This window comes from Zunongwangia endophytica (assembly GCF_030409505.1).
GTDB classification, from domain to species: Bacteria; Bacteroidota; Bacteroidia; order Flavobacteriales; family Flavobacteriaceae; genus Zunongwangia; species Zunongwangia endophytica.
The window spans coordinates 1-24,875 of sequence record NZ_JAUFPZ010000001.1 but is presented as its reverse complement, the minus strand read 5'-3'; the positions used below and the strand labels follow the sequence as shown (position 1 = coordinate 24,875).

The following is a 24,875-nucleotide window of genomic DNA, read 5'->3' as shown; positions in this document are numbered from 1 at the left end:
CCATTAAAGCAAAAGCAGATCTTTTCACGATTGCGTTTCAGCAGGACCTAAAAACAGATTTCATTTTAGAGAATTCGAAGCTTCAGGATCTTTTATAAAATCGAAAAAGTAAGTCCAAGTAAATTTCCGCAGAAAAATAAAAAGTTATTGATTATGGTGGTGCCGGGTATATCGGTTCAGCTTTGGTTAAAATATTATTCAGATTCGTTTTCAGAAATCATAATTGTCGATCAGAGTGAGTCGCGTTGTTGTTTTTTCTAAAAGAAGAAATCGGTTTTTTATACCCTAATGCTAATATTCGATGTTTTTTAGCCGATGTTACCAACCGGAAAGAATGACTTCTATATTCGAAGAATTTGAACAGAAATAGTTGATTCATGCAGCAGCTTATAAACATGTGAGTTTACTGGAAAATGAAACGGAGGAAGCGATTAATAATAATATTGCGGGCGCTTATATTTTGTTTTATTTAGCCGAAACTTATAAAGCAGAACAATGTATTTTGCTGTCGACAGATAAAGCGGTAGCGCCAAAATCTGTTATGGGAAAAGCAAACTTTGGGCAGAAAGATTATGTTTTTGGTTTTCGCAGATTGGAGAGAAGACAACTTTTAAAAACGATTCGGTTTGGGAATGTTTTGGGAAGCACCGGCTCGGTTTTACCGTTTGGCAGAAGCAGATTGAGTGGAAAAATGCTATAAACCTAACCGATGGCGATGCTTCACGATATTTTTTTACGCTTCAGGAGGTATTTAAGCTTACCGATTTTATTTTGGAAAGTGAAAGCTCTGGCCAATTTTCATTTCCAAAAATGAACAGGGAGTTTCGTTTAATACACTTGCAAATCTTAAGTTGTATAATCATTCTGCCGATATATTTTAAGAACAGAATTAAAGCGCGGGGAAAAGAAGCAGGAACAACTTATTGCTAAAATGAGAAAGAGATTCAACGACATGGTAATTTTTTAATCCTGGAAAATACCGAGATCAATGACGATTTATGGAACAGCTTAGCGTATTGCTGAGTGATAAATTTCGCCAGAGGAGAAAAAAGCTATTCTCGAAAAATTATAAGATTTAGGCAAAAAGCTCCTTACTTTTTTCTATAATCGGCTTTAGCATTTCAATTTCTTTCGACTTCAGTTTAATATGCTGTAATTTTTCTAGATGTTCCATGCGATGCGCATCACTACTTATGTAATCGATCATCTGATTTTCGAGTAATTTGAAAGCCATTTTCTGGATGCCCTTTCCGTAGTGTTCAGAAAGTGAGAGCATATTCAGCTGAAATAACAACCTCTATTTTTTAGATCTGTGTATTTTTTTAGATCTGCGAATGATTAAATCCATAACGCTCTGGATGGCTAGAATTAATACGTGACCCTTATTTTGAAGTTTAAAGATGATTTCTTTAAGGTTAATGGGAGCTTGTAAAAAAAGACATCTCAACCAGACTGAAGTTTTCTGAAATTTTTAGGAGTTCCTCATCATCAAGTTTTTCCATTAGTGATTGATCCATCATATATTCTGCAGCTGCTGAATTCTTTATATCAGATGCTGTGCTGATTGCAACTCTGCTAGTGCAGCGTGGATAGTTTCAGGAGTATTAGGATGATAATCATTCATCACATGGGGGGTGTGCACAAAACTGGTTACACCAAATTCCCCAAATTTTTTAAGTAGCTGAAGGCTAGTCTCAACATCTGGCGAACCGTCGTCGATCCCCGGTAAAATATGATTATGAAAGTCGGTAAAACCTTCTATCAGATCCACGAAAAAATATTTCTTCGAAAAGAATGAAACATCTAAATTACTTTTTTCGAAAATTACCATGTTTTTACCACATCAGCAAGTAAAAAAACTTCAATATTATGATATTTGAAAGCAATTGAGTAATTGTTTTAAATAAAACTAAATTTTCACCAATTTAACTTAAAAAATATTAATTTGGTGTCCCTTTAAATCTTATTGCATTAAATGATGGTTTTAGCGGTCATTTGAAATTATGAACACTTCATCAAAATTACATATACTTCTTTTCGGTTTTATTTCGGAAACCGAGATACTTCTCAGCGCTTTAAAAAAAGAAGCCAATTACTATATTTCTCAGTGTACCGGATTAGATTCTCTAAAAAGAATTTTAATTGAAAATTGCGATTTTGATATTCTGGTATTGCAATTAAATTACAAAGAATCTAATGTAGATGAAATATTAGATTTTGTAACGGATCGAAAGGAATTTCCTGTTCTAATTGTTACCAATTGTAGAGTTAGAAGGTACGTTATGAATCTTTTGCAAGAGGCATAGAAGACTATATGCATATAGCTGAAGTAAATCCTCTTCTTTAAACGTAGTATAGATTTCACAATTAAGCGTAAATTCTACAAATGTCAAATAGAGCGATCTGAGAATAATTATAAAACGCTTTTTTATTTTTCGCCGCTCCCTATGTGGGTGTTGGATCGCCAGAGCTTAAAATTTTTGAGTGTCAATCAGGCAGCTATTAATCACTACGGCTATTCAGAAGGAGAATTTTTACAAAAATCTGCAAATGATATATGGCAGTGGGAAGAGGAGGAAAGAATATTCTTGGTCAAAAGAAAAAGAAGCGATGAGTTTTTTAAGATACAAATTGTTCATAGAAAAAAAGACGGACAATTAATTCGAGTTAACTTCACAGTACACCATTGATTATGATGGGAAGACTGCTAGGTTAACGCTTGCCAGGGATGTAACAGAGAATGTAAAAATAAAAAAGCTCTTGAAAATAGCGAAGAACGCTTTAAAGCTTTGGTTCAGGAAGGTGGTGATCTAATTGCTATTCTAGACGAAAATTTAAAGTATACCTATTTAAGTCCCGGTAGTGAAAACGTTTTTGCATTACAAACTTGAAGATATATATACTGAAAGTTTTGTCAGTCATGTGCATCCTGAGGATCAGTCTTTCATAACAACTTTTCTCCGTGGAATAAAAAATGAACCTAATAAAAAAGTCAGTCTTCCGTTCTATAGGTTTATCGACGGTACCGGTTATTGTCGTTTTTATCGAGACAAAAGTCACTAATCTTTTAGATTATGCCCCTGTAAATGGTATAGTGATTAACAGTAGAGATGTAACCGATTTGGTAGAACAAAGAAACGACTTTCAGAAAGTTTATCGGGATATGAAATTATTTCAGAAGCTACAAGTGATATTATTACTGATTATAATATTGAAAGTGAGAATGTGAAAGTTTCTAAGGCGATTTACAAAGTTTGTGGATATGATCATAGAGAGGTGATGAAGAAAGAATTTCGATATTGGTGGAATGAAAATATTCATCCGGAGGATCGTCTTCATGTAATAGATAAATTAAAAAAGTAATACGTTCTGGAGAGCGAACATTCCAGTTAGAATATCGCTTTAAATGTGCAGACGGATTTTATAAGGTTTTTTTAGATCGTAGTTATATTGTTTATGATTCAGATGGAAATGCCGAAAGAATATAGGGTTTGAAACAGGATATTACGCAGCAAAAGGAACATTTAAAACAGATTGAAAAGAGAAATCGCAAACTAGAAGAAATAGCCTGGCAGCAGTCACACATGGTAAGAGCACCACTCGCAAAGATAATGGGATTAGTGCAACTTATAAAGCATGACAAAAAAAATGTTGCAGAAAATGAAGATTTTTAGAAAAAATTATTAATTCCGCAGATGATTTGGATGCTATCGTTAGAAAAATAGCTGAGAAAACATACGATAATTAGATTTACGCCCAAAATCTATTTAAAAATTTTAATCTTAACCTACGCTTATGTTAGAGGTCATACTAGTGGATGACGATGATATTGTTTTGATGAATGCAGAAAAAGATGGTTTTAAGATGCGGAATAGCTTCTAAACCGGTAGCTTTTAAAAGCGCGACAGAAACGCTAAATTACTTAAATCATCCCCAAAATATTAATAATCCTGAAAAAACGCTATTTAATTCTACTTGACATAAATATGCAAAAATGAATGGCTGGGAATTTTTAGATGAACTTATAAATATCCATTAAAAGATAATTTCAATGTCATAATGGTGACTTCTTCTATTGATCGAAAAGACCGTTTGAAAGCTAAAGCTACCAAGAGTAATAGTTTATATAGAGAAACCAGTTACTATCAAGCATTGCAATACATTAAAGAAGCTTGAGCCTATTAGTGAATTTTTTTAGGCATATCAATACTTTTTTCTAAAGGATGTGCTTCCTCATTTTTTTCGAATGCCCATTGCTCGTCCTCTCGATCTAGCTCTAATTCATCCTGTACATTTACAGCTCTAGGTTCGTAATGTAATTTTATATACATAGGAAAGTGATCACTGCCAATACTTTTTTCTCTCGCAATATCTATTTGTGTAAAGTCTTTTGAATGGAATACATGATTCTAAAGGCCACCTAGTAAGGGGTAACCTGTATGAAATGTATTAAAAAATCCTCGACCATTTCTTGGTCCATTAGTCCGCTATTTCCTGAAACAATTTTGTTGTTCTAGACCAGGCAACATCATTCAAATCTCCAAATACTAAAACTTTTCTATCTTCCGGAGTAATATCTCTTCCCAGCATTAAAATTTCAGCATCTCGGTTCGTTGAAGTGTAACTTTCCGTAGGACTCGGAGGCATAGGATGCAGACAATGAATTTTAACGAATTCACCATTCCTCAATTTTACGAAACCATGTATCGATGGAATATCGTCTTGTAACAGATAATGTACATCAGTATCTACTAATTCCAATTTTGAATATAGGTGCATTCCATAAAGATTATCTAATGGCACCTTTACGGTATATTTATAGCGGTCTTCAATTTTCTTCCAGTGCTTTCTCCCATCTTTTGTCACTTTCCAACGTCAATAAAATATCAGGGTCACGTTCTTTAACAAAGCAACAAGCTTTTCAGGATGCTTATTAGTGGTTAGTACGTTGCTAACAAGAATTGAAATTGCGCCATTTGTTTCCTTTCCTTTAAATTTTACCACTTGTCTTCTAGATAGATAGGTGTTAAGGATATACTTTGAAAAATTGATGTACAAGGCTCAATACTAAAAATCCAGCACCCACATAGTGCCATGTTTTGGAGAAATCATAAAAGTATCCAATAACAGCAGAACTACAATCAGATAAAAGAGTCTGTATCTTGGAAAATCAAAACCACGAATCCACCATTGATCAAACCTTGTGATGAAGCTATGGAAGGAATTAAGATAAGAATATTTAAACAAAGAATTATAATTTCAGCGGTTTCCATGCGATAGTCGATTTTTAGCTTTCGAAGCCGGTTTTTGTAGATTCTTTTCAAATTTCTAATTATTCAGGAAAATTAGAAAGTATTTAAGAAAAGAATAACGTAAAGATAAAATGGAAGGACTAATAATCTGAGTTTTTTCAAATTAAGAAAGTTATGAAAATGTTCAATTTAATTTTCTGTCGAAAAAAGCGTAAATTTAAGCTTTGAAGAAGAAAGATAAATGAAGGAAAAGGGATTTGTATTTAAAAAGTACGAAGAACCCAACATCACTCCTTTTGAAAAAAACTTTGAGATTTTTAAGGAATTGATCAATCATACTCGGGTGATTTAAGATGAAGCGCTCGACTGGTTGTACCAACTAGACGAAGAATATAAACTTACCGACGATGATTATACCATCGAAGATTTTATCGAAGATCTGAAACAAAGGGTATATCAAAGAAGAGCTTGATCACGATGGTGATGGGGAAGGCGACGGTTCTGGAAGTTTAAAGATTACTCAAAAACCGAAAGAGCGATTCGTAAGCAGGCTTTAGATCAGATTTTCGGAAAAATGCGTAAATCAAATTCGGAAATCATATGAACAAGTCACGTAGGACGCGGCGATGAGCATACCGGAGATTTTAGGGATTATCAGTTTGGGATTCTTTAGACCGAATTTCAATGACCGAAAGTTTACGAATGCTCAAATTAATCATGGTATTGGTGATTTTAATATGAGTCATGATGATTGGTAGTCGAAGAAACACACTACAAATCTCAAATGAGCACGGTCCTCATGATCGACCTTAGTCATAGTATTGATTCTATACGGGAAGATCGTATCACTCCGGCTAAAAAAGTGGCGATGGCTTTAGCAGAACTTATTACGACGCGTTATCCAAAAGTTTACTTTGGATATCATCGTTTTGGGAATGATGCCTGGCCGGTTTCAATAGCCGATTTGCCATATTTGAAAGTAGGGGCCTTATCATACGAACACTGTAGATGGTTTGAAATTAGCGATGGATATTTTGCGAAGAAAACGAAATACCAACAAGCAAATTTTTATGATTACCGATGGGAAACCAAGTTGTATTAGAGAGCGCGATGGGAGTTATTATAAAACAGTATGGGATTAGATCATTTATTGTGGATAAGTGCTACAACATGGCGCAGCAAGCAAGAAAATTGCAAATTCCTATTACGACTTTTATGATTGCTCAAGATCCTTATTTGATGCAACCTTTATTCGAAAATAGTTCAAGAAACAAAATATTTAAAATTTGAATAAAACTATATATAACAACGTATAAAATTAATTGCTGGTTTTAGTTTATTTACGAAAGTTTTCATCGATAATAAATTTGTGTTTTATTTTATAGCTTTAGTGTTTAAAACACGCAACTAATCTTATACACCCCGTTGGCATTCATTTTAATACACATTGCGAACAACAAAATTATAAAAAATAAACGTATTAGAAAAGAACCTCTATTACATAAACTTATTCATAAATATTAAATATCATGAAAAACTTATTTTTCACATTAATTACCTTAATAACATTCGTTGGATGTACAAATGAAGAGTATATTCCTTCTACTGAAGAGTATATTCCTTCTACAACTTCAAAAAACAAAGTCATTTCTAGTAAACAATATTTGAATTACCACCTTATTTCTCTTTACAAAGCTGGTAATTCAAATGATATTTACTATTCTCATTTTATACCAAAAACAGAAAAATGTGTTGCTATAGAAAAAAAAATAACTATTAATAATGTAGATATTCAATCAAGTAAAAGTCCTAGTCAAGTATTTTTTAATAATAAATTATATGTTGTTTACAAAGCTGGTCGTTCAAATGATATATACTACGCTTCTTTCGATGGCCAAACATGGACTGGAAATAATAGAATAAAAATTAATGGTAATAACATACAAACCAGTGAATCTCCCTCTTGTACTGTATTTAATAATAAATTATATATTACTTACAAAGGTGGTCGTTCGAATAATGTATATTATGCTTCTTTCGATGGCCAAACATGGACTGGAGATAATAAAATAAAAATTAATGGCAATAGTATTCAAACAAGTAAAACACCTTCTTCTGTTGTATTCAATAATAAACTTTACATTGTTTACAAAGCTGGTCGTTCAAACAATACATATTATTCTTATTTTAATGGCCAAGCATGGACTGGAGATAATAAAATAAAAATTAATGGTAGTAGTATCCAAACGAGTAAATCTCCCTCTTGTGCCGTATTTAATAATAAATTATATGTTGTTTACAAAGCTGGTCGTTCAAACAATGTATATTACGCTTCTTTCGATGGCCAAACATGGACTGGAAATAATAAAATAAAAGTTAATGGCAATAACATACAAACCAGTGAATCTCCCTCTTGTACAGTATTCGAAAATAAACTTTATACTAATTATAAAGCTGGTCGTTCAAATGATATATACTACGCATCTTTCGATGGCCAAACATGGACTGGCGATTATAAAATACATGGAATACAAACAAACAGTAGTCCTAGATTATCATTAAATTATTTTTATTTAAAACCATTTTTATCAAATTTACTTTCTATATCACCCATTTCTCAAGACGTTGTCTTCTCAAGCACTAAAGAATATCCTTATTTAGGTGATGCTGACGAGCATATCCAAGGAATTCAATCTGTTAACAATAATTCATTCATACTTTCATCAAGTAATTATAACAATAGTACTAAAAAAGGGTTAATTGTCCCTATTAAAAATGGAATCGTTGAGGCAAATAACGTTAAAGTAACAGATGGATATGGACATGCAGGTGGTATTCAATTCAACGAAAATACATTAGTTGTCGCTCTTGCTGAAAAAGCATCACCAAGTGGAAGTTCTAAAAAAATAATTAGGTTTTTTGAAAATAACCTTTCTAACATAACAGATTTTGAGTTTACCTCAAGTGACGCGCAAGCTGCTGGCTATATTGATATAAATACAACTGAAAGATTGATCATTGTAATTACAACTCAAGCTATGGATATGGAATATAAACTTTTAAATAAAGAAAGTAATACTTGGGTTTCTTTAACAGAAAACTGGATCAAATTCTCTAATAATGAAACTTTTGGGAAAACGCAAAATATTAATATTTTTAAAGAAGACGATATCTATTATTTAATAGGATCTAGAAATGCTGGGACCAATAAAGATGCATTGGATGTTTATACTTTTTCAATGAATAACAGTAAAATAACCGATTTTAATCTTTTCGGAAGTATTTTTTTAGATGGAAATAATATGAGAAATGCTGGAGGAATAAATATTAAAGATAATTCTGAAATTCAAATTACTTCATTTGGAAAAAAATTAATAAAGGAATTAACAAAATACATACTTATACTAATTAACAAGCAATATTTTCTAAATCTTTAACATAATTTGAACTCTTAAAAAAACAACGAAATGCCAACACCGTATATAATTTATTGCTGGCTTTTTGCCTACTTGCGAAAGTCCTCGTGGACTTTCTATCTGTGATTTATTTGCTAAATTAGTTGCTTGAAACACGCAACAAACCATATACAAACACGTTGCCATTAATACGAAAAAAAACTTTGCGGGTCTAATAATTTGTAATAACTTTGTATATACATTAATAAAATTATGGAAACAGCTATTATAAAAATTGGAAACTCTAAAGGTCTACGTTTAAGCAAAACTATTTTAGAAAAATATAATATAAAAGATAAAGTAGAGATGATTTTGGATAAAGGACAAATAATCCTGAAACCAATTAGTAGCCCGAGAAAAAACTGGGAAAAAGCTTTTGAAGAAATGCGTGAGAATAATGACGATCGATTGTTATTCAATGATGTCTTTGAAGATGAAAATTTTGAAGAATGGAGTTAAAGCAATATTCAATTGTATTGGTAAATCTGGACCCTACAATCGGAAGTGAAATTAAAAAAACAAGACCTTCTGTGATTATTTCACCGAATGAGATTAATAAGTATTTAAGAACAATCGTAGTTGCCCCAATGACAACAAACCTAAAAAACTATCCGACCAGAATTAAAGTTAAGCATAATGGAAAGAAAGGGATGATTGCAATCGATCAAATAAGGACAATTGACAAATCGAGAATATTGAAAAGTTTTGATAAATTGTCGAAATCTGAAATTCAAAGTTGTAAAAATATTATAAAAGAAACTTTTGTGGATTAAAGTCGAAGTTTGGTGCCGAAAAAAGTACTAATGGCAACAACGTATATAAAAAATAGCTGCGTCTTTTCTAAACCGTAAATTTTGGTATATTTGGTAAGTTGCCAAATCTTTTGATTTAATTTTTGAAAAGTAAAGATAAAATCAAAATGCAAAAGTTTTGGCTTGGTCTAATCCGAAAAAATTGCGCTTGTTTTTACGCTACTTTCCATATACAAACTCGTTAGCGGTAATTACTCAGCAAAACGCATTGAAACTTTTTTAATATGAAAAACTTTTTTGAGAAAATAAATAGAAACTCGCTTTTAGCAGGAATTATTGGGACGATATTGTTTATATATTTTCTTCAGCCGATTTTGGAATTTGTTGGAAATTCGATTGTCATTTTCTATAAATCAATTTCTCAAAGTTTATATAATAGAGTTTTTGAAGAGATGGCTTTTGGAAAACCTGACTATGATTTCATAATAATACTATTGTTCAATGGAATAGTTTTAAGTTTTGCATTAGGTGCATTTATCGCAACAGTAATTCCTAGAAAAATAAAAAAAGAGGAAATAAAAGGAAAAAAGAAAAAGCAACAAGGAGAAAAAAATGAAGCGAAAAATAGAAAGAACTTGACTTTGAGAAAAGTTTTCTATGGAGTATTTTTCTTATCTACATTGTTTTTCATTTCACTTTCTTATATAAAACACACTTATATCCAATCTTTTGAACAAAAAATAAGAATCATCACACCTTATATTAACACATTGAATAAGGATATGTTAATATCGAACTTTTCCCGAATGAAAAACTATGATGACTACCAAAAAATAATTAATGAAATTGAAAAGATTGAAGAAAAAAATAATATCGAATTACCTAACACAACAACACATTGGTTTTAAAAAACTACCGCTAACACCGTATATAATTTATTGCTAGTTCTAGCCTACTTACGAAAATCCTCGCGGATTTTCTATTCGGTTTTTATTTGCTAAATTAAGTGCTTAAAACATGCAACAAACCATATACAAAACCGTTGGCAACAAGCTGAAAACACGTATTTTCCTGAAATAGGTTGACTAAAAATTAAACCTTTTAGTACTATACCTAATGAAAGAACAGAATCAACACTGTCGAAAAAATTCCTACAAAAAAGTGGGCTACGATCTTAAACTGGTCATCATTGATCAGATACAGAATGCGCAGATTTCCATCAATCATGCTGCTCTTAAATATCAAGTTTCCAGAGCTTCCATCTATTACTGGTTAAAAAAATACAGTACTTTAGAACAAAAGAAGCAAGGGATGAGCAAAAAAGATGAAATCAAGAAACTAAAAGAAAAAATAGAGGAACTAGAGTTTGTAAAAGACTTCCAGCAAGACATTATTGCTGACATGGAGCTTATTACAGGAGTTGATATGGCAAAAAAGTCATTGCCCAAAACATTAGCAGAAGAGATCGAAAAAAAGAAACTAAACCGTTCAAAAGAAAATGGTTGATCCAATGTTTTGGGATTTCTAAACAAGCTTTTTATAAACGATTAAGATCTCAAAAGACCAGACGAGTTCAGCAACAGCTGATCATTAGGCTTATAAAAGACTACCGAAGTAAGTATGGAATGCGTACCGGTGGGATTAAACTCTATAAAGAATTAAAGGGTGATATGAATCAACTTGGTATTAAAATAGGAAGGGATAAATTCTATCGAGTAATGCGTATCAACAATCTTTTAGTACCTAAAACAAAGCGATTCCATATCACAACCGATTCAAAACATCGACTCTTTAAATACAAAAACCTGATAAAGAATAAAGTACCTAGTAGACCTGAACAACTTTGGGTAAGCGATATCACCTATATCAAAACACAGAGTGGCCATAGTTACCTGGCTCTGGTCACAGACGCCTATTCAAAGCAAATTATGGGGTATAAACTGGCAAGCCATATGAAAACCTCTCTTTGTATAGATGCACTTAAAATGGCGCTTAAAAATAGAAAATACAAAAATCAGAAACTCATCCATCATTCCGATCGAGGAATTCAGTATTGTAATCCGCTATATACCGGATTCGCTGAGCAAAACGGAATACTTATGAGTATGACCGAAAAGTATGATCCTTATGAAAATGCGATAGCTGAACGCATCAACAGAACACTCAAATATGAATACGATTTAAAACGTACCATAAAAAATACTAAATTAGCAAAGAAGATAGTCAAACGAGCCGTGGAAATTTATAATAACAAGCGACCACATTTTAGTCTCAAATTGAACACCCCTAACTTTGTTCATTTGAATAAAAATGTAGACTATCATTCCTACAAAAGAAACAAACAAAATTTAGAAGTATTGACCATTTAAAATGTCGAAAATTGAACTAAAAATGGTCAACCTATTTCAGTATAATACATAGAATGTTTAAGACAGACAAGAGAAAATTAATTTATGGCAAAAAATAATAAGATTAAATTGAAGATAAGCCAGAGAATTAGTGATCATTTGATTCAAGGCTTCTTGATTTTTCTAAGTGTCTTTTTTGCTTTCTGGCTTACAGAATATAGAGAAACGCAAAAAGATTCTAAAACCCTAGAGGTTTCTATTAGATATATTGCTTCCGAAATACAGTATAATCACAATAGAATTGAATATATTTATGAATATCATTCGAATTTGCTTACAGAAATTGATAGCTTAGAAGGACAAAACGATTCAAATTGGATGCAATTAGACGGTAGTGACTTAAGAAACTGGGAAGGTTTACAAACGCCTATGCTCCGTTCCACAGCATATCAAACCTATCTCAACTCCAATATAATCGATAATGTTGATTTCGAATTAGCAAAGTCATTAACCAATATTTACTACGCACAATCTATTATAGAGGGATTTGACAACTCCATAATCGAATCTGCTATAACTGACACTGAAGGTTTAATGAGCTTGCCAAAATTGAAATATTTAACGCTAGTTTATTTGGGAGCTTTGCCAGACGTTATGAAGGAATATCAACTAACGAAAAGGAATTGGCTTGATGAGTATGGTTATGATATTGCCATTAAAAATGATAGCCTTAAAAGGGAAGTTAATAGAAGGATGAATATAACAGAATAACGGTGGGTAACAACATATAAAAACAATGCTTAATTTGTTCTCAAATCGAAACTCCCTGCTCGCTTGCTCAGCAGATTGTCTTTCGGACAATCACGCGCACCAGCTCGCACAGTTTTTATACGAGACGTTGTGCATAATTTTTAAATAATCACCCGAAAAGCTAATTAAATTAAAATTAATGTATCGCACAGAAAATAGAATATAATGGTAAAAAAAATAGACCGCCGTCCAAATATTAATAAGAAACTTCGAAAAGCATACGACAAACTAGAATCATTGAAAAAAGAAATAGAAAAAAAAGAAATCCCTGATGATATTTTAAATCAAATCAATCATAAAATTGAAAAAATAAATGATTTTGAAGGAAATGATAGAAAATTAGTGAAATTTATTGAAAATAGTTGCTCTGAAATTTTAAAAATGTTAAATAAAAGATTAGGAATAACTACAATAAATTATCACGAGAATAATTGGTTATCTATAGGAATAGGAGTATTTGGACTACCTATTGGTGTTATATGTTATGTCGTAACAAAAAATCCCGTTTTTATTGCTTTAGGATTACCATTGGGGATGTCAATTGGACTGACTATAGGAATATTAAAAGATCGAAAAGCTAAAAACTATAACAAACAAATACAATTAGAACAATAAAAACTAAGCACAACAATGCGTATAGACAATTGCGGCTAAATATCTAATCGATATTCGATGTTTTTAGCTATATTTATTTAAGCATGAACAAACTTGCAAAACATCCCGCAACAGTCCATACTCGAAGCCGTTGCCAGCAATGCCTCCGAAAAACTTACTCAAACCGATGACAATTTAAAAGAATTGAAGGTTAATAGCATTCAAAATCTATAAAATTGAGTTTGATTTATTTAAATTTTAGTCAGTACTGAAATCCAAAAGTTGACGAATATAAAATAATCGAAAATACATATTCTTAGATTGTTTTTTAAAGAAAATATTCTGACCGAAATAAAAAGAAGAAAGATTTGAAATCAAAATAATAAATTCAGAACAAAAGAAAAACTTACTCAATTCTAAAAATGCAGCGCTGAATCAATCACTCTCTGAAAAAAATACAAAAAGCAAAAAAACAGAACCGAGAAAATATAAATAATAAAATCAATATTTCTAAAGTTGACTTCTGCCCTATTTTATAAAAATTTATAGTTGAAATTCGATAGATAGATTAATTATTTTTAAAATGTAGAAACGGAAAAAATATCAGACTCAACTAACCAAAACGTGTCGGCAAAGCTGGCAACAATGGTTATAATTAATTGCTAATGAATTTTCGGTAGAAAATTCAAGCTTTTTTGCTAAATTTAGTTTTAAAATGAAAATCCTAGCGGATTTTCACGCAACATAATCATAATCCAAACCGTTGCCAGTAAGCTAAACAAAAATAAGAATTCGGAAAAATAGCTTATATTAGCAATATGAATTTGAAAGAATCTATAAAATATAAAATGACTGATTTTTTATCATTATGCAAAACTCATAATGTGAAGAATTTATATGCATTTGGCTCTTCAATTACAAATGACTTTAATGAAGAATTTAGTGATATTGACTTATTAATAGAAATCGATAATGATGATCCTATTGAACGTGGAGAAAATCTAATGAACGTTTGGGATAAATTCGAACAGTTTTTTCAAAGAAAAGTTGATTTATTGACCAGCACCTCCATTAAAAATCCTATTCTAAAACAAAGTATTGATTCAACAAAAATTTTAATCTATGACGGACAAAAGCAAGAAATATCTATCTGATATTTTAATAGCCATCGACTTAATAGAAAAATTTACTGTTGATATTTCAGATTTTAATATTTACTAAGAAGATTTAAAAACTCAAAGTGCAGTAGAAAGACAATTAGCTATAATTGGAGAAGCTTTAAATCAACTTAGAAAAATAAATCCAAATTTAGAAATTGAAAACGATAGACAAATTATTGGATTTAGAAATAGATTAGTTCACGCTTATGATAGCATTGATAATTCAATAGTTTGGGCTATAATAAATCGTCATCTGATTAAACTTAAGGAAGAAATAGAAGGTCTAGTATAAATAAAAGCCTACTGGCAACAACGTATATAAAAAATAGCTTCTTCTGCCCTAACCCAAAATTTTCGGTATATTTGGTAAGTCGCCAAATCTTTTGATTTGGCTTTTGAAAAATAAAGATAAAATCAAAACATAAAAGTTTTGGCTTGTGTTAAACCGAAAAATTGTGCTTGTTTTTACGCTACTTTTCATATACAAACTCGTTGCCTTCAATTGTGACTCGTCCTGAATAAAGGCTACATAATTTCAAACATTATGTATAAAAATGACAGAGTAATCAGACGGTATTCCGAATCGTTCAAACTAAAAATTTTAGACGAACTTACGGCAGGAAAATTAAACAAGTATCAACTAGGTAAAGCTTACGGTATTGCTCCAACAACCATAAACGAGTGGATCAGGAAATATAACCGTAAAGACCTTATGAACACCAGAGTGACTGTGAAAACAAAAGATGAGATTACACGCATCAAACAGCTTCAAAAAGAAATTGAACAGCTGAAGAAACTTCTTTTGAAAAAGGATATAGACGCCCTTATAGAAGATTCTTATCTTGAAGTGGCAGCAGAACAGCTGGGCTATAAATCAGTGCTTGAACTTAAAAAAAAACTAAGTATCAAGCCTTGATCAAAGCAAAAGAGAACGCTAAAGGATCTGCTACTCTTTCAGCTATAACAGCTTGTTTTGGCCTTAAACGGGATGCATACTACAAATACAAAAGTAGAGAGGACAAACGTTTGAAAATAGAGAAAAAAGTTATTGATATAGTCAAGAAAAAGCGCAGATCACTTCCCAGAGAAGGGGTTAGAAAACTTGCCAGATCACTGAGCAAAGAGTTTACAAATGCCGATTTAAAAATAGGCAGGGATACCTTATTCAACATTCTTAGAAAACACAATATGCTGACACTTAGAAAAAAATACAGCTCTAGAACAACGAACTCATTACACAGGTTCTACAAGTATAAGAATATCATTAAAGATGTAGAAACAACTAGATCAAACCAAATCTGGGTGAGCGATATCACTTATATCAGAACTATAAAAGGCTTTTGTTACCTAGCACTCATTACAGATATGCATAGTCGCAAAATTGTCGGCTATGACATCAGCAATAGCCTAGAACTAAAAGGCTGTGTAAGAGCTTTGAACAAAGCCTTATATCAAGCTAAAGATATTGACGCACTTATACACCATTCTGACAGAGGTATCCAGTATTGCAGCAATGTATACACACAGATCCTTAAAAGAAATAATATAGGAATCAGTATGACCGAAGAGAACCATTGCTACGAAAACGCGATGGCAGAACGTGTAAATGGCATATTAAAAGACAGTTCTATCTCGACCAGACCTTTGATAGTCTACAACACGCTAAGAGGGCTACAGAAAATGCAATTAATTTGTATAATGAAATAAGATTACATTTATCTTTAGACTATCAAACACCAAATATGGTTTATAAATTAACAGCTTAAATCAATTTTAACCTGTAGCCATATTTTAGGACTAGACATTGCTCCTGACCCAATCTCACCCGAAAGCAGAACAGAACACAAAAAATATTACTCGAAATTCGATAAAATTAGCCACTATTTTTTTGAAATAAAAAACGAAAGCTAAAAATGGCACTCTAAAATCGAATTCAAATTAAAAATGCGAACTAAAGAAAATAAGCAAGGAAGTGGAAAATGTTCCGTAGAAAGAGCGCAAAAACTGAACTGACCGAAAAACAATTAAAGTCGAAATTCGCTAAATTTGAAAACTATTTTTAGTGAATAAAAGTTCAAAAAAAACGGATTAAAGATTAAAATCAATCTTAGCGCAATATCAAACCGCAGAAATAAAAACTTAAAATCAAAATCCGACTTAAGAAAATGAGCAATATTTCGGAAAAATCTCTCACAAACTTTAAAACCCAAAAAAATCAAATTGAAAATTTTAAACAAAAAATTGAAAGTAAAAAACACCACGCTCCCACTCTAGAAAACTTAAAAAAATAAATTTTAAAAAAGCTGATATTGGATAAATCTGAACAAAACTCTATAGAAATATCACTAAAATAAAAAGCAGAACGTGTCGCAACAGAAAGGCAACAATGGTTATAATTCATTGCGGCGGAATTTTTCTACCGAAAATTCCACGAATATTTGCTAAATTACAGCCGTAACTGAAAAGCACTGGCGTACTTTTCCGCAACGAAATCATAACCTAATCCGTTACCCAAAATAGCTCCTGACAAAATTGACCGAAGAAAATTTAGAATCAAAATTCGTTAAATCCAGAGTAAATTATTTTAGAAACTCAAGAAATAATCAAGCAATCAAATCCTGCACTCAAATTCATTTAAATGAAAATTCTAATTTAAATAGTGACCCGTCCTGAATAAAGGCTACATAATTTCAAACATTATGTATAAAAATGACAGAGTAATCAGACGGTATTCCGAATCGTTCAAACTAAAAATTTTAGATGAACTTACGGCAGGAAAATTAAACAAGTATCAACTAGGTAAAGCTTACGGTATTGCTCCAACAACCATAAACGAGTGGATCAGGAAATATAACCGTAAAGACCTTATGAACACCAGAGTGACTGTGAAAACAAAAGATGAGATTACACGCATCAAACAGCTTCAAAAAGAAATTGAACAGCTGAAGAAACTTCTTTTGAAAAAGGATATAGACGCCCTTATAGAAGATTCTTATCTTGAAGTGGCAGCAGAACAGCTGGGCTATAAATCAGTGCTTGAACTTAAAAAAAAACTAAGTATCAAGCCTTGATCAAAGCAAAAGAGAACGCTAAAGGATCTGCTACTCTTTCAGCTATAACAGCTTGTTTTGGCCTTAAACGGGATGCATACTACAAATACAAAAGTAGAGAGGACAAACGTTTGAAAATAGAGAAAAAAGTTATTGATATAGTCAAGAAAAAGCGCAGATCACTTCCCAGAGAAGGGGTTAGAAAACTTGCCAGATCACTGAGCAAAGAGTTTACAAATGCCGATTTAAAAATAGGCAGGGATACCTTATTCAACATTCTTAGAAAACACAATATGCTGACACTTAGAAAAAAATACAGCTCTAGAACAACGAACTCATTACACAGGTTCTACAAGTATAAGAATATCATTAAAGATGTAGAAACAACTAGACCAAACCAAGTATGGGTGAGCGATATCACTTACATCAGAACTATAAAAGGCTTTTGTTACCTAGCACTCATTACAGATATGCATAGTCGCAAAATTGTTGGCTATGACATCAGCGACAGCTTGGAACTCAAAGGATGTGTAAGAGCTTTGAATAAAGCTTTATATCAAGCTAAAGATATTGACGCACTTATACACCATTCAGACCGAGGTATTCAGTATTGCAGCAATGTATACACACAGATCCTTAAAAGAAATGACATAAGAATCAGTATGACCGAAGAGAACCATTGCTACGAAAACGCAATCGCAGAACGGGTAAATGGCATATTAAAAGACGAGTTCTATCTCGACCAGACCTTTGATAGCCTACAACACGCTAAGAGAGCTACAAAAAATGCAATTAATTTGTATAATGAAATAAGATTACATTTATCTTTAGACTATAAAACACCAAATATGGTTTATAAATTAACAGCTTAAATCAATTTTAAACTGTAGCTATATTTCAGGACTAGACATTTAAAAAAAACACTGTGCACTTAAGAACTTATATTTCTGTCATTACATTTTTTGTATTATTTCAATCATACGCCCAAAATTATAAAGTAGTAAACTGGATTAATGAAAATGCAATTAAAATTGAAGATGCAAATCCTGATACGAACATTACTATATTCAACAATAGCATCCCGAAAAAATTTGCCGATGCTAAGTTATTTGGGTTTGGAGAAGCTACTCATCAAGGAAAAGAATTTTTTAATATAAAGGCCAAATTCTTCAAATATTTAGTTAAAAATCAAGGTGTAAAAACGTTTATTATGGAAGATTCATATACCTCAGAAGCTGGAATTAACGAATGGATAAGCGGAGGAAAGGGAAACGCAGAAACTATTGCGAAAAATTTTAGCACTGGATTTTGGTATTGCAAAGAAGTGGTCGATTTATTAGAATGGATGAGAGATTATAATCTTAATAAACCAGAGGAAGAGCAAATTCGTTTTTATGGTATGGACATTCAAAATGTAAAGGATATAAACAAAGAAATACGAGATTTGGTCAAAAAATTTGAAATCTCTGTGAGTGAAGAACTACTTTTAGTAGCCGACAAGTGCGCAGAAAAAAAAGTTGTTTACAATAAGTCAACTGATTGGGCGGATATTCAAATACCAAAGCTAAATGAAATTAAAAGCATTTTACTGGATTTTAAGAGCAAGATAAAGAATCAGAAGAATATCGAAGAGGTTATTTCTGGAATAAGAGCCTTAGATTATCTAACTAAATACACATATTACGTACAAAATAACTACAGTCAAGATAGAGATTTAAAAATGTTTGAAAATGTTAAATGGATAGTTGAAAATAAATCTAATAACGGTAAAGCTTTTATATGGGCTCATAATGAACATATTAATAATAAAAAAGCTGGGAATTATAGCAGACGAAATATTTATAATTTAGGCAGGCATTTAAAAGAATATTATAAAAATAATTATTATAGTGTAGGGTTTGACTTTGGTACAGGTACACAAGCTGGTTATTTTTCGACTAAAGATGAAAAACCTAGTTGGAAAAAAGTTGAAATAAAAGAACCATTCGCTAAAACTTATGCCGAAACACTTAATTTGGCAAAGGACAAAATTTATTTTATTGATATGTCAATAGCTTTAGATGGTAATTCCTCGTATTTCTTCAAAAAGAAAAGGAAACAAATAGTTGCAGGTGGTGGTGGTTTCAATCCTAAAAAAAATAATTTGTATAACAAAAAGTTTTCAGAAATGTACGACGGATTAATCTTTGTAAAGAATATTTCACTTCCAACTAATAATCTGATTGCGAAATAAACATTTTACAACAATGTGTATAATTCATTGCAAGTTATAGTCTACTTACGAAAGTCCTCGCGGACTTTATATCTGTGATTTATTTGCTAACTTTTGTGTTTAAATACGCAACGAAATCATACACTAAACAGTTGTAAACAATTATGGAAAACGTGCTAACATTTATACTTGGAGCTTTACTAATAGCACTTGGAATTATTTGGTATGATTACGAAAGAAAGAAATTTGTTGCTCAAAGAAAAAATGAAGATTATATGCGAATGTCATTCACTATTGAATTCATTTTAGGAGCTTTCATTCTTTTTGCAATTGGAATAAGACTAATTTATGACTCATTTTAAATGAACGAAAACGAAGACTATTTCATAATTTCTAAAAATGGGAACATTCACACTTTGAGTGACCGAACTCAATTTAAATGGAAAGAACTATTGATTTGGACTTCTACTTCATTCATATTCCTGATTTGGTTTATCGGAATTGGAGTCGGAATATTTGTTGCGATTTTAACCTTAATAGGATACACTATTTACCGATTTGCTTCTTGGATTTACTACTCGGAATTAAAAATAGACGAGAAAAGCGGAAAATTAACTCGACTGAAAAAAATACTCTACCGAACTCAAAAAACGGAATTGATAACTGAAAAGTTTGACCCAAACCGATTTGAATACTCGGAATTAACTCGGAGTGGAAAAACGAAGTTCTTAATGAATTATCGGACACATAAAAACAACGAATTATTAATATTAAAAAATAAAACGGACAAAGAACTAATTGAGAAATACATTGCGGAAAAAATAACTGTTTACAACAACGTATATAGCTCATAGCTAATCACTTGCTTAATCAAAGTTAAGACATATTTGGAAAGTCGCCAAATTTTTAAATTTGAAGATTTCCAATAAAAAAGATAAATAGCAAAAATTAAAAATATGGCTCGTGCTCAACCGAAAATAATTTATAATTTTCACGCTACGAGCCATATACAAAATCGTTGTAGCCAATGTTCACAAAAATCTTAACTATTATAAATGACAATTAAAGAAGCTATATTAAAAAGTTTAGAAGAGATAAAAGGACTAGCAAACTATATGGAAATTTATAACCATATAATTGAAAATAAATATTATGATTTTGGTCCTGCTAAAACACCAGCTTCCACTGTATCGGCTCTTGTTGGAGATTTCATAAGAAATGAGGATAGCAGAGTCAAAAGGATAAAGCAAGAAAATGGTAGTTACTCTTATTATCTAACAAAAAATGAAACTGAAATTGATTTAGAAATTTTAGCCGGCATCCCTGAAGAAGTCAAACCAAAAGCAAAACTATCAAAAAGTTATTTAGAAAGAGATTTACATAAATTGTTAAGTAGTTATCTTAAAAATACAAAAATATATTCCAAAACTATTTTCCACGAACAATCAAAAAACGGAAAAGATAATAACCAAATTTGGACTCATCCAGATATGGTTGGAATTAAATTTTTGTATTTACAGACTAAAGCAAGTCAAAATTTCTTAAAATCAATAAATAGAGTTGATACGTTTAAACTAAGCTCTTACGAAGTAAAAAAAGAAATAAATAGTGATTCAGATTTAAAAAAGGCATTTTTTCAAGCTGTTTCAAATTTCAGTTGGGCAAATTATGGTTATTTGGTAGCATTTGAGTTTAGCGATAGCTTATCAGAAGAAATGGAAAGATTGAATCAATCTTTTGGTATCGGAATAATTGAATTAAACGCTAATCCTTACAAAAGTAAAATATTATTTCCAGCAACTTACCGTGATTTAGATTTTAAAACAATTGATAAACTTTGTAAAATAAATACAGAATTTGCAACATTTATTGAACAAGTGGATAAATTAATGACTGCAACGGATAGGTATTATAAATCAACAGAAAAGAGCTAAATGAATTTTGCGACGATTATTTTAAAAATGATTCTGAAATTGAAAAATACTGCTCCGATAAAAAAATTCCAGTAGAACAATAAAACACTGGCTACAACACCGTATAACAACAATTGCGGCTTTGTGTCCTAAGCTCACAAACGAGCAAGCATAAAAGTCGGTAATTTTAGCTATCTTAGTTTTAACCAATCCGCAACTGATTGTTATACAACACCGTTGCCAAAAATGCGTAATTTTCAGCGAGTTAAACTGAAACTTTCCTTATTTTTTAGTCTTTTTTCTAAATTTGAACCTAAGCTATTTGAAAATCCGTATGGATATTTCTTACTCAAAACGAAAAAATTGGGACGGATGAAACTGACTAGAAATATTTGCGCGGAGAAACTTAAATTTGAATAAAAAAACTAGAACTCAGCGGATTTAAACTTACTCGGATTGATAAATTGAAATGGAGAAATTGTTGCGGATAAAATTACAACTCAGTAGACTTGAACTTACTCAAGCTCGATAAATAATCGCGGATGAAAATTTTTCAGCACTACTCTATTTTCTAATACTTGCGGATAAAGGCAAATTACAAATCTGGTTAAAATTTTTAATTTGAATTCAGTCAACCAAAAAGCTAAAGAACGATAAAGTACAAATGAAAAGCTGTGCGGAAAAGCACTTTAGGCAACAACGTATATAAAAAATAGCTACATCTTTTCTTAATCGTAAATTTTGGTATATTTGGTAAGTCGCCAAATCTCTTGATTTGGCTTTTGAAAAGTAAAAATAAAATCAAAATGCAAAAGTTTTGGCTTGTGTTAAAGCGAAAAAATTGCGCTTATTTTTACGCTACTTTTCATATACAAACTCGTTGTGATTAATTTTTTATTATGAGTGAACAATCAAAATACCAGGGATGGTTAAGAATTCTATTTATCATTCTTCCACATATTTTTATTGTGGGAGTTTTCCAAATCGTAACAAGAATTTTAGTAGGTTTTTCATATAGTGATTTAGAAATTGAGAAAACTCCAGAGCAAAGATTAGCCATTCAATTCGCATCTTTTCTAGGAACCATGCTAGTCGTTTGGATATTTGTAAAACTTATAGATAAAGAGAAGTTTATAGATGTAGGATTGAGGTTTAGAAATGAAATAAAAAGCTTTTGGGCTGGATTTTCAATTGGCGCTATAATAATGTTCTTAGGATTTGGATTATTAAAAATTCTAGGAGAAATAAAAATTCAAAACATCGATTTAGACTTTGATCAAATATTAACTTCAATAGTGATATTTGTTCTGGTATCTTTTACCGAGGAAATTCTATTTCGAGGTTATATTTTGAGAAACCTTATGTATTCTTTTAATAAATATATTGCTCTCATTATATCAGCAATTTTATTCTCATTGATGCATGGACTCAATCCTAACATTGATCTTATAGGTTCTATAAACATTTTCTTGCTGGGATTTTATTAGGAATAAGTTATATCCACACAAAAAATCTATGGTTCCCAATTGCCCTACATTTTAGCTGGAATTTTTTTCAAACCATTTTAGGTTTTAATGTAAGTGGCCAAAATACTTATTCAGTCTTTAAATTAAGTATACCAGAAAAAAATCTTTTGAATGGCGGTGCTTTTGGTTTTGGAGGATCAATAATATCTTTAATTGCTATACTGATTACAATAGTTGCAATTTCAATTCATTATAGAAGAAAAAAACTAATCACAACAACGGTTCATCGCCAATAAGCGGCACCGTTACTAAGAAAATAATTAACTTGACCAACAAACCAGCACTAAGCCGACAAATCCGAGTCCCATACTCCGCCAACTGGCGATAACCGAGACCGTTGCCCACAATTTGAGAAAAATCGTAAATCAATGAAAATAAGAATATTAATTGGAATTCTTTTTTGCTCAACTTTATTTGCGTGCGGAAACAAAAATGATGACAGATTTGTTTTCTTCCTTCATAATCGATTTTTAGAAGAACAAGAATTGAATGAGTTGCATCCCGAATTTGGGCGGACTGAATACAACGAAATTATTGCTGAATTTAAAAAAGGAGGACTTAAAGTAATATCCGAAAAACGGAATGGAAATGTTAACGCAAGAGAATACGCAATCGGAATCGTAACCCAAATTGACAGTTTAATAAAGAACGGAATAGAACCGAGAAAAATAACTGTGGTTGGAACTTCAAAAGGCGGATATATCGCTCAATACGTTTCGACTTTAGCAAATAATCAAGATTTGAATTTTGTATTTATTGCAAGTTTTAGGAATAGTGATATTCAAAATATACCTGAAATCAATTTTTGCGGAAATATTTTAACGATTTACGAAAAGTCCGACCCATTTGGAGTTTCTTCATTGGAACGCAAGAAAATCTCGAATTGCGAAATAAAACACTTTAAAGAAATCGAACTGAATACAGGAATGGGACACGGATTTTTATTTAAACCATTAAATGAATGGATTGAACCGACAATAAAGTGGGCGAATGGAAATTACGACGTGGAATAAAAACTGTGGGCAACACCGTGTATAATTAATTGCTTGGTTCTAGCCTACTTGCGAAAATTCCTGCGGAATTTTCACGGGTTCGTAAATGTTTACTAACTTAGTTGCTTAACCACGCAACTAACCATACACAATCACGTTGGCAACAAGGTTGACTCGTCCTGAATAAAGGCTACATAATTTCAAACATTATGTATAAAAATGACAGAGTAATCAGACGGTATTCCGAATCGTTCAAACTAAAAATTTTAGACGAACTTACGGCAGGAAAATTAAACAAGTATCAACTAGGTAAAGCTTACGGTATTGCTCCAACAACCATAAACGAGTGGATCAGGAAATATAACCGTAAAGACCTTATGAACACCAGAGTGACTGTGAAAACAAAAGATGAGATTACACGCATCAAACAGCTTCAAAAAGAAATTGAACAGCTGAAGAAACTTCTTTTGAAAAAGGATATAGACGCCCTTATAGAAGATTCTTATCTTGAAGTGGCAGCAGAACAGCTGGGCTATAAATCAGTGCTTGAACTTAAAAAAAAAACTAAGTATCAAGCCTTGATCAAAGCAAAAGAGAACGCTAAAGGATCTGCTACTCTTTCAGCTATAACAGCTTGTTTTGGCCTTAAACGGGATGCATACTACAAATACAAAAGTAGAGAGGACAAACGTTTGAAAATAGAGAAAAAAGTTATTGATATAGTCAAGAAAAAGCGCAGATCACTTCCCAGAGAAGGGGTTAGAAAACTTGCCAGATCACTGAGCAAAGAGTTTACAAATGCCGATTAAAA

The 24,875-nt window shown here is 31.6% G+C and carries 30 protein-coding genes and 4 pseudogenes; 30 read left to right on the top strand and 4 right to left on the bottom strand.

Going from position 1 to position 24,875, the window contains the following annotated elements:
- Positions 1-370 precede the first annotated feature (370 nt).
- Together QWY91_RS00160 and QWY91_RS19345 are read left to right on the top strand one after the other, a co-directional pair.
- Positions 371-700, top strand: a complete 330-nt coding sequence (locus QWY91_RS00160) for a polysaccharide biosynthesis protein (RefSeq protein ID WP_290230470.1) — start codon at positions 371-373, stop codon at positions 698-700.
- Positions 592-930: a hypothetical protein gene (locus QWY91_RS19345; protein WP_353958642.1), complete on the top strand. Its 339-nt coding sequence runs from the start codon at positions 592-594 to the stop codon at positions 928-930. The genes QWY91_RS00160 and QWY91_RS19345 overlap by 109 nt, the downstream gene beginning before the upstream one ends.
- 145 nt (positions 931-1,075) lie before the next feature.
- Here QWY91_RS19345 and QWY91_RS00155 read toward each other — a convergent pair whose 3' ends face one another.
- Together QWY91_RS00155 and QWY91_RS00150 are read right to left on the bottom strand one after the other, a co-directional pair.
- Positions 1,076-1,294: a CpsB/CapC family capsule biosynthesis tyrosine phosphatase gene (locus tag QWY91_RS00155; protein ID WP_290230468.1), complete on the bottom strand. Its 219-nt coding sequence runs from the start codon at positions 1,292-1,294 to the stop codon at positions 1,076-1,078.
- A gap of 249 nt (positions 1,295-1,543) precedes the next feature.
- Positions 1,544-1,831, bottom strand: a complete 288-nt coding sequence (locus tag QWY91_RS00150; RefSeq protein ID WP_290230466.1) for a CpsB/CapC family capsule biosynthesis tyrosine phosphatase — start codon at positions 1,829-1,831, stop codon at positions 1,544-1,546.
- Between the two features lie 172 nt (positions 1,832-2,003).
- Here QWY91_RS00150 and QWY91_RS00145 point away from each other — a divergent pair, with 172 nt between their 5' ends.
- The 6 genes from QWY91_RS00145 to QWY91_RS00125 all read left to right on the top strand — a co-directional run bounded on the left by QWY91_RS00145 (position 2,004) and on the right by QWY91_RS00125 (position 3,674).
- The gene (locus QWY91_RS00145; RefSeq protein ID WP_290230464.1) at positions 2,004-2,306 is read left to right on the top strand and encodes a hypothetical protein; all 303 of its coding nucleotides are present in this window, start codon (positions 2,004-2,006) and stop codon (positions 2,304-2,306) included.
- A gap of 27 nt (positions 2,307-2,333) precedes the next feature.
- Positions 2,334-2,690: a PAS domain S-box protein gene (locus QWY91_RS00140; protein ID WP_353958641.1), complete on the top strand. Its 357-nt coding sequence runs from the start codon at positions 2,334-2,336 to the stop codon at positions 2,688-2,690.
- A gap of 284 nt (positions 2,691-2,974) precedes the next feature.
- Positions 2,975-3,229: a hypothetical protein gene (locus QWY91_RS00135; RefSeq protein WP_290230462.1), complete on the top strand. Its 255-nt coding sequence runs from the start codon at positions 2,975-2,977 to the stop codon at positions 3,227-3,229.
- On the top strand, positions 3,226-3,363 hold the full coding sequence (locus QWY91_RS00130; RefSeq protein ID WP_290230460.1) for a hypothetical protein: 138 nt from the start codon (positions 3,226-3,228) through the stop codon (positions 3,361-3,363). The genes QWY91_RS00135 and QWY91_RS00130 overlap by 4 nt, the downstream gene beginning before the upstream one ends.
- Complete coding sequence (locus tag QWY91_RS19340; RefSeq protein ID WP_353958640.1) at positions 3,351-3,488, top strand: PAS domain-containing protein; 138 nt, start codon at positions 3,351-3,353, stop codon at positions 3,486-3,488. Before QWY91_RS00130 ends, QWY91_RS19340 begins: the two co-directional genes overlap by 13 nt.
- A gap of 3 nt (positions 3,489-3,491) precedes the next feature.
- On the top strand, positions 3,492-3,674 hold the full coding sequence (locus tag QWY91_RS00125; protein WP_290230457.1) for a hypothetical protein: 183 nt from the start codon (positions 3,492-3,494) through the stop codon (positions 3,672-3,674).
- 507 nt (positions 3,675-4,181) lie between these two features.
- Here the strand turns inward: QWY91_RS00125 and QWY91_RS00120 are convergent.
- Positions 4,182-4,331, bottom strand: a complete 150-nt coding sequence (locus QWY91_RS00120) for a hypothetical protein (protein WP_290230456.1) — start codon at positions 4,329-4,331, stop codon at positions 4,182-4,184.
- Between the two features lie 148 nt (positions 4,332-4,479).
- On the bottom strand, positions 4,480-4,866 hold the full coding sequence (locus QWY91_RS00115) for an endonuclease/exonuclease/phosphatase family protein (RefSeq protein ID WP_290230454.1): 387 nt from the start codon (positions 4,864-4,866) through the stop codon (positions 4,480-4,482).
- 627 nt (positions 4,867-5,493) lie between these two features.
- On the opposite strand from QWY91_RS00115, the pseudogene QWY91_RS00110 reads away from it, so the two are divergent.
- The 22 genes and pseudogenes from QWY91_RS00110 to QWY91_RS00005 all read left to right on the top strand — a co-directional run.
- Positions 5,494-6,533, top strand: a pseudogene (locus QWY91_RS00110) (vWA domain-containing protein); the annotation flags it as partial.
- A 248-nt stretch (positions 6,534-6,781) separates the two neighbouring features.
- Positions 6,782-8,689: a hypothetical protein gene (locus QWY91_RS00105; protein WP_290230452.1), complete on the top strand. Its 1,908-nt coding sequence runs from the start codon at positions 6,782-6,784 to the stop codon at positions 8,687-8,689.
- A gap of 231 nt (positions 8,690-8,920) precedes the next feature.
- Positions 8,921-9,166 carry an AbrB/MazE/SpoVT family DNA-binding domain-containing protein gene (locus tag QWY91_RS00100; RefSeq protein ID WP_290230450.1) on the top strand — a complete coding sequence of 82 codons (246 nt, stop codon included), beginning with the start codon at positions 8,921-8,923 and terminating at the stop codon, positions 9,164-9,166.
- Complete coding sequence (locus tag QWY91_RS00095) at positions 9,157-9,480, top strand: type II toxin-antitoxin system PemK/MazF family toxin (RefSeq protein ID WP_290230448.1); 324 nt, start codon at positions 9,157-9,159, stop codon at positions 9,478-9,480. The genes QWY91_RS00100 and QWY91_RS00095 overlap by 10 nt, the downstream gene beginning before the upstream one ends.
- 263 nt (positions 9,481-9,743) lie before the next feature.
- Positions 9,744-10,367 (top strand): hypothetical protein, encoded by a 624-nt coding sequence (locus QWY91_RS00090; protein ID WP_290230446.1) that lies wholly within the window; start codon positions 9,744-9,746, stop codon positions 10,365-10,367.
- 208 nt (positions 10,368-10,575) lie between these two features.
- A complete protein-coding gene (locus tag QWY91_RS00085) occupies positions 10,576-10,965 on the top strand; it encodes a DNA-binding protein (RefSeq protein WP_290230444.1) in 390 nt (129 codons plus the stop codon).
- Complete coding sequence (locus QWY91_RS00080) at positions 10,962-11,828, top strand: IS3 family transposase (RefSeq protein ID WP_290230442.1); 867 nt, start codon at positions 10,962-10,964, stop codon at positions 11,826-11,828. The genes QWY91_RS00085 and QWY91_RS00080 overlap by 4 nt, the downstream gene beginning before the upstream one ends.
- 84 nt (positions 11,829-11,912) lie before the next feature.
- Positions 11,913-12,578 carry a hypothetical protein gene (locus QWY91_RS00075; RefSeq protein ID WP_290230440.1) on the top strand — a complete coding sequence of 222 codons (666 nt, stop codon included), beginning with the start codon at positions 11,913-11,915 and terminating at the stop codon, positions 12,576-12,578.
- A 204-nt stretch (positions 12,579-12,782) separates the two neighbouring features.
- Complete coding sequence (locus QWY91_RS00070; RefSeq protein ID WP_290230438.1) at positions 12,783-13,232, top strand: hypothetical protein; 450 nt, start codon at positions 12,783-12,785, stop codon at positions 13,230-13,232.
- A gap of 797 nt (positions 13,233-14,029) precedes the next feature.
- Positions 14,030-14,365 carry a nucleotidyltransferase family protein gene (locus QWY91_RS00065; protein WP_290230436.1) on the top strand — a complete coding sequence of 112 codons (336 nt, stop codon included), beginning with the start codon at positions 14,030-14,032 and terminating at the stop codon, positions 14,363-14,365.
- Between the two features lie 82 nt (positions 14,366-14,447).
- Positions 14,448-14,663: pseudogene (locus QWY91_RS00060) on the top strand (HepT-like ribonuclease domain-containing protein); the annotation flags it as partial.
- A 252-nt stretch (positions 14,664-14,915) separates the two neighbouring features.
- Complete coding sequence (locus tag QWY91_RS00055; protein ID WP_290230433.1) at positions 14,916-15,287, top strand: transposase; 372 nt, start codon at positions 14,916-14,918, stop codon at positions 15,285-15,287.
- Positions 15,284-16,000 (top strand): annotated as a pseudogene (locus QWY91_RS00050) (IS3 family transposase); the annotation flags it as partial. The gene QWY91_RS00055 and the pseudogene QWY91_RS00050, both read left to right, overlap by 4 nt.
- On the top strand, positions 15,946-16,137 hold the full coding sequence (locus QWY91_RS19335) for an integrase core domain-containing protein (RefSeq protein ID WP_353958638.1): 192 nt from the start codon (positions 15,946-15,948) through the stop codon (positions 16,135-16,137). The pseudogene QWY91_RS00050 and the gene QWY91_RS19335, both read left to right, overlap by 55 nt.
- A 933-nt stretch (positions 16,138-17,070) precedes the next feature.
- A complete protein-coding gene (locus tag QWY91_RS00045) occupies positions 17,071-17,442 on the top strand; it encodes a transposase (protein ID WP_290230433.1) in 372 nt (123 codons plus the stop codon).
- Complete coding sequence (locus tag QWY91_RS00040) at positions 17,439-18,293, top strand: IS3 family transposase (RefSeq protein ID WP_290230431.1); 855 nt, start codon at positions 17,439-17,441, stop codon at positions 18,291-18,293. The genes QWY91_RS00045 and QWY91_RS00040 overlap by 4 nt, the downstream gene beginning before the upstream one ends.
- Before the next feature lie 53 nt (positions 18,294-18,346).
- Positions 18,347-19,654, top strand: coding sequence for an erythromycin esterase family protein (locus QWY91_RS00035; protein WP_290230430.1), 1,308 nt, complete (start codon positions 18,347-18,349; stop codon positions 19,652-19,654).
- Positions 19,655-19,797: 143 nt separating this feature from the next.
- Positions 19,798-19,995 carry a hypothetical protein gene (locus QWY91_RS00030; protein ID WP_290230428.1) on the top strand — a complete coding sequence of 66 codons (198 nt, stop codon included), beginning with the start codon at positions 19,798-19,800 and terminating at the stop codon, positions 19,993-19,995.
- Between the two features lie 693 nt (positions 19,996-20,688).
- Positions 20,689-21,567, top strand: coding sequence for a hypothetical protein (locus QWY91_RS00025; protein WP_290230426.1), 879 nt, complete (start codon positions 20,689-20,691; stop codon positions 21,565-21,567).
- 878 nt (positions 21,568-22,445) lie between these two features.
- Positions 22,446-23,308 (top strand): annotated as a pseudogene (locus QWY91_RS00020) (CPBP family intramembrane glutamic endopeptidase).
- Positions 23,309-23,440: 132 nt separating this feature from the next.
- Positions 23,441-24,085: an alpha/beta hydrolase gene (locus tag QWY91_RS00010; RefSeq protein ID WP_290230421.1), complete on the top strand. Its 645-nt coding sequence runs from the start codon at positions 23,441-23,443 to the stop codon at positions 24,083-24,085.
- 188 nt (positions 24,086-24,273) lie between these two features.
- Positions 24,274-24,873, top strand: coding sequence for a transposase (locus QWY91_RS00005; protein WP_290230419.1), 600 nt, complete (start codon positions 24,274-24,276; stop codon positions 24,871-24,873).
- Positions 24,874-24,875 lie beyond the last annotated feature (2 nt).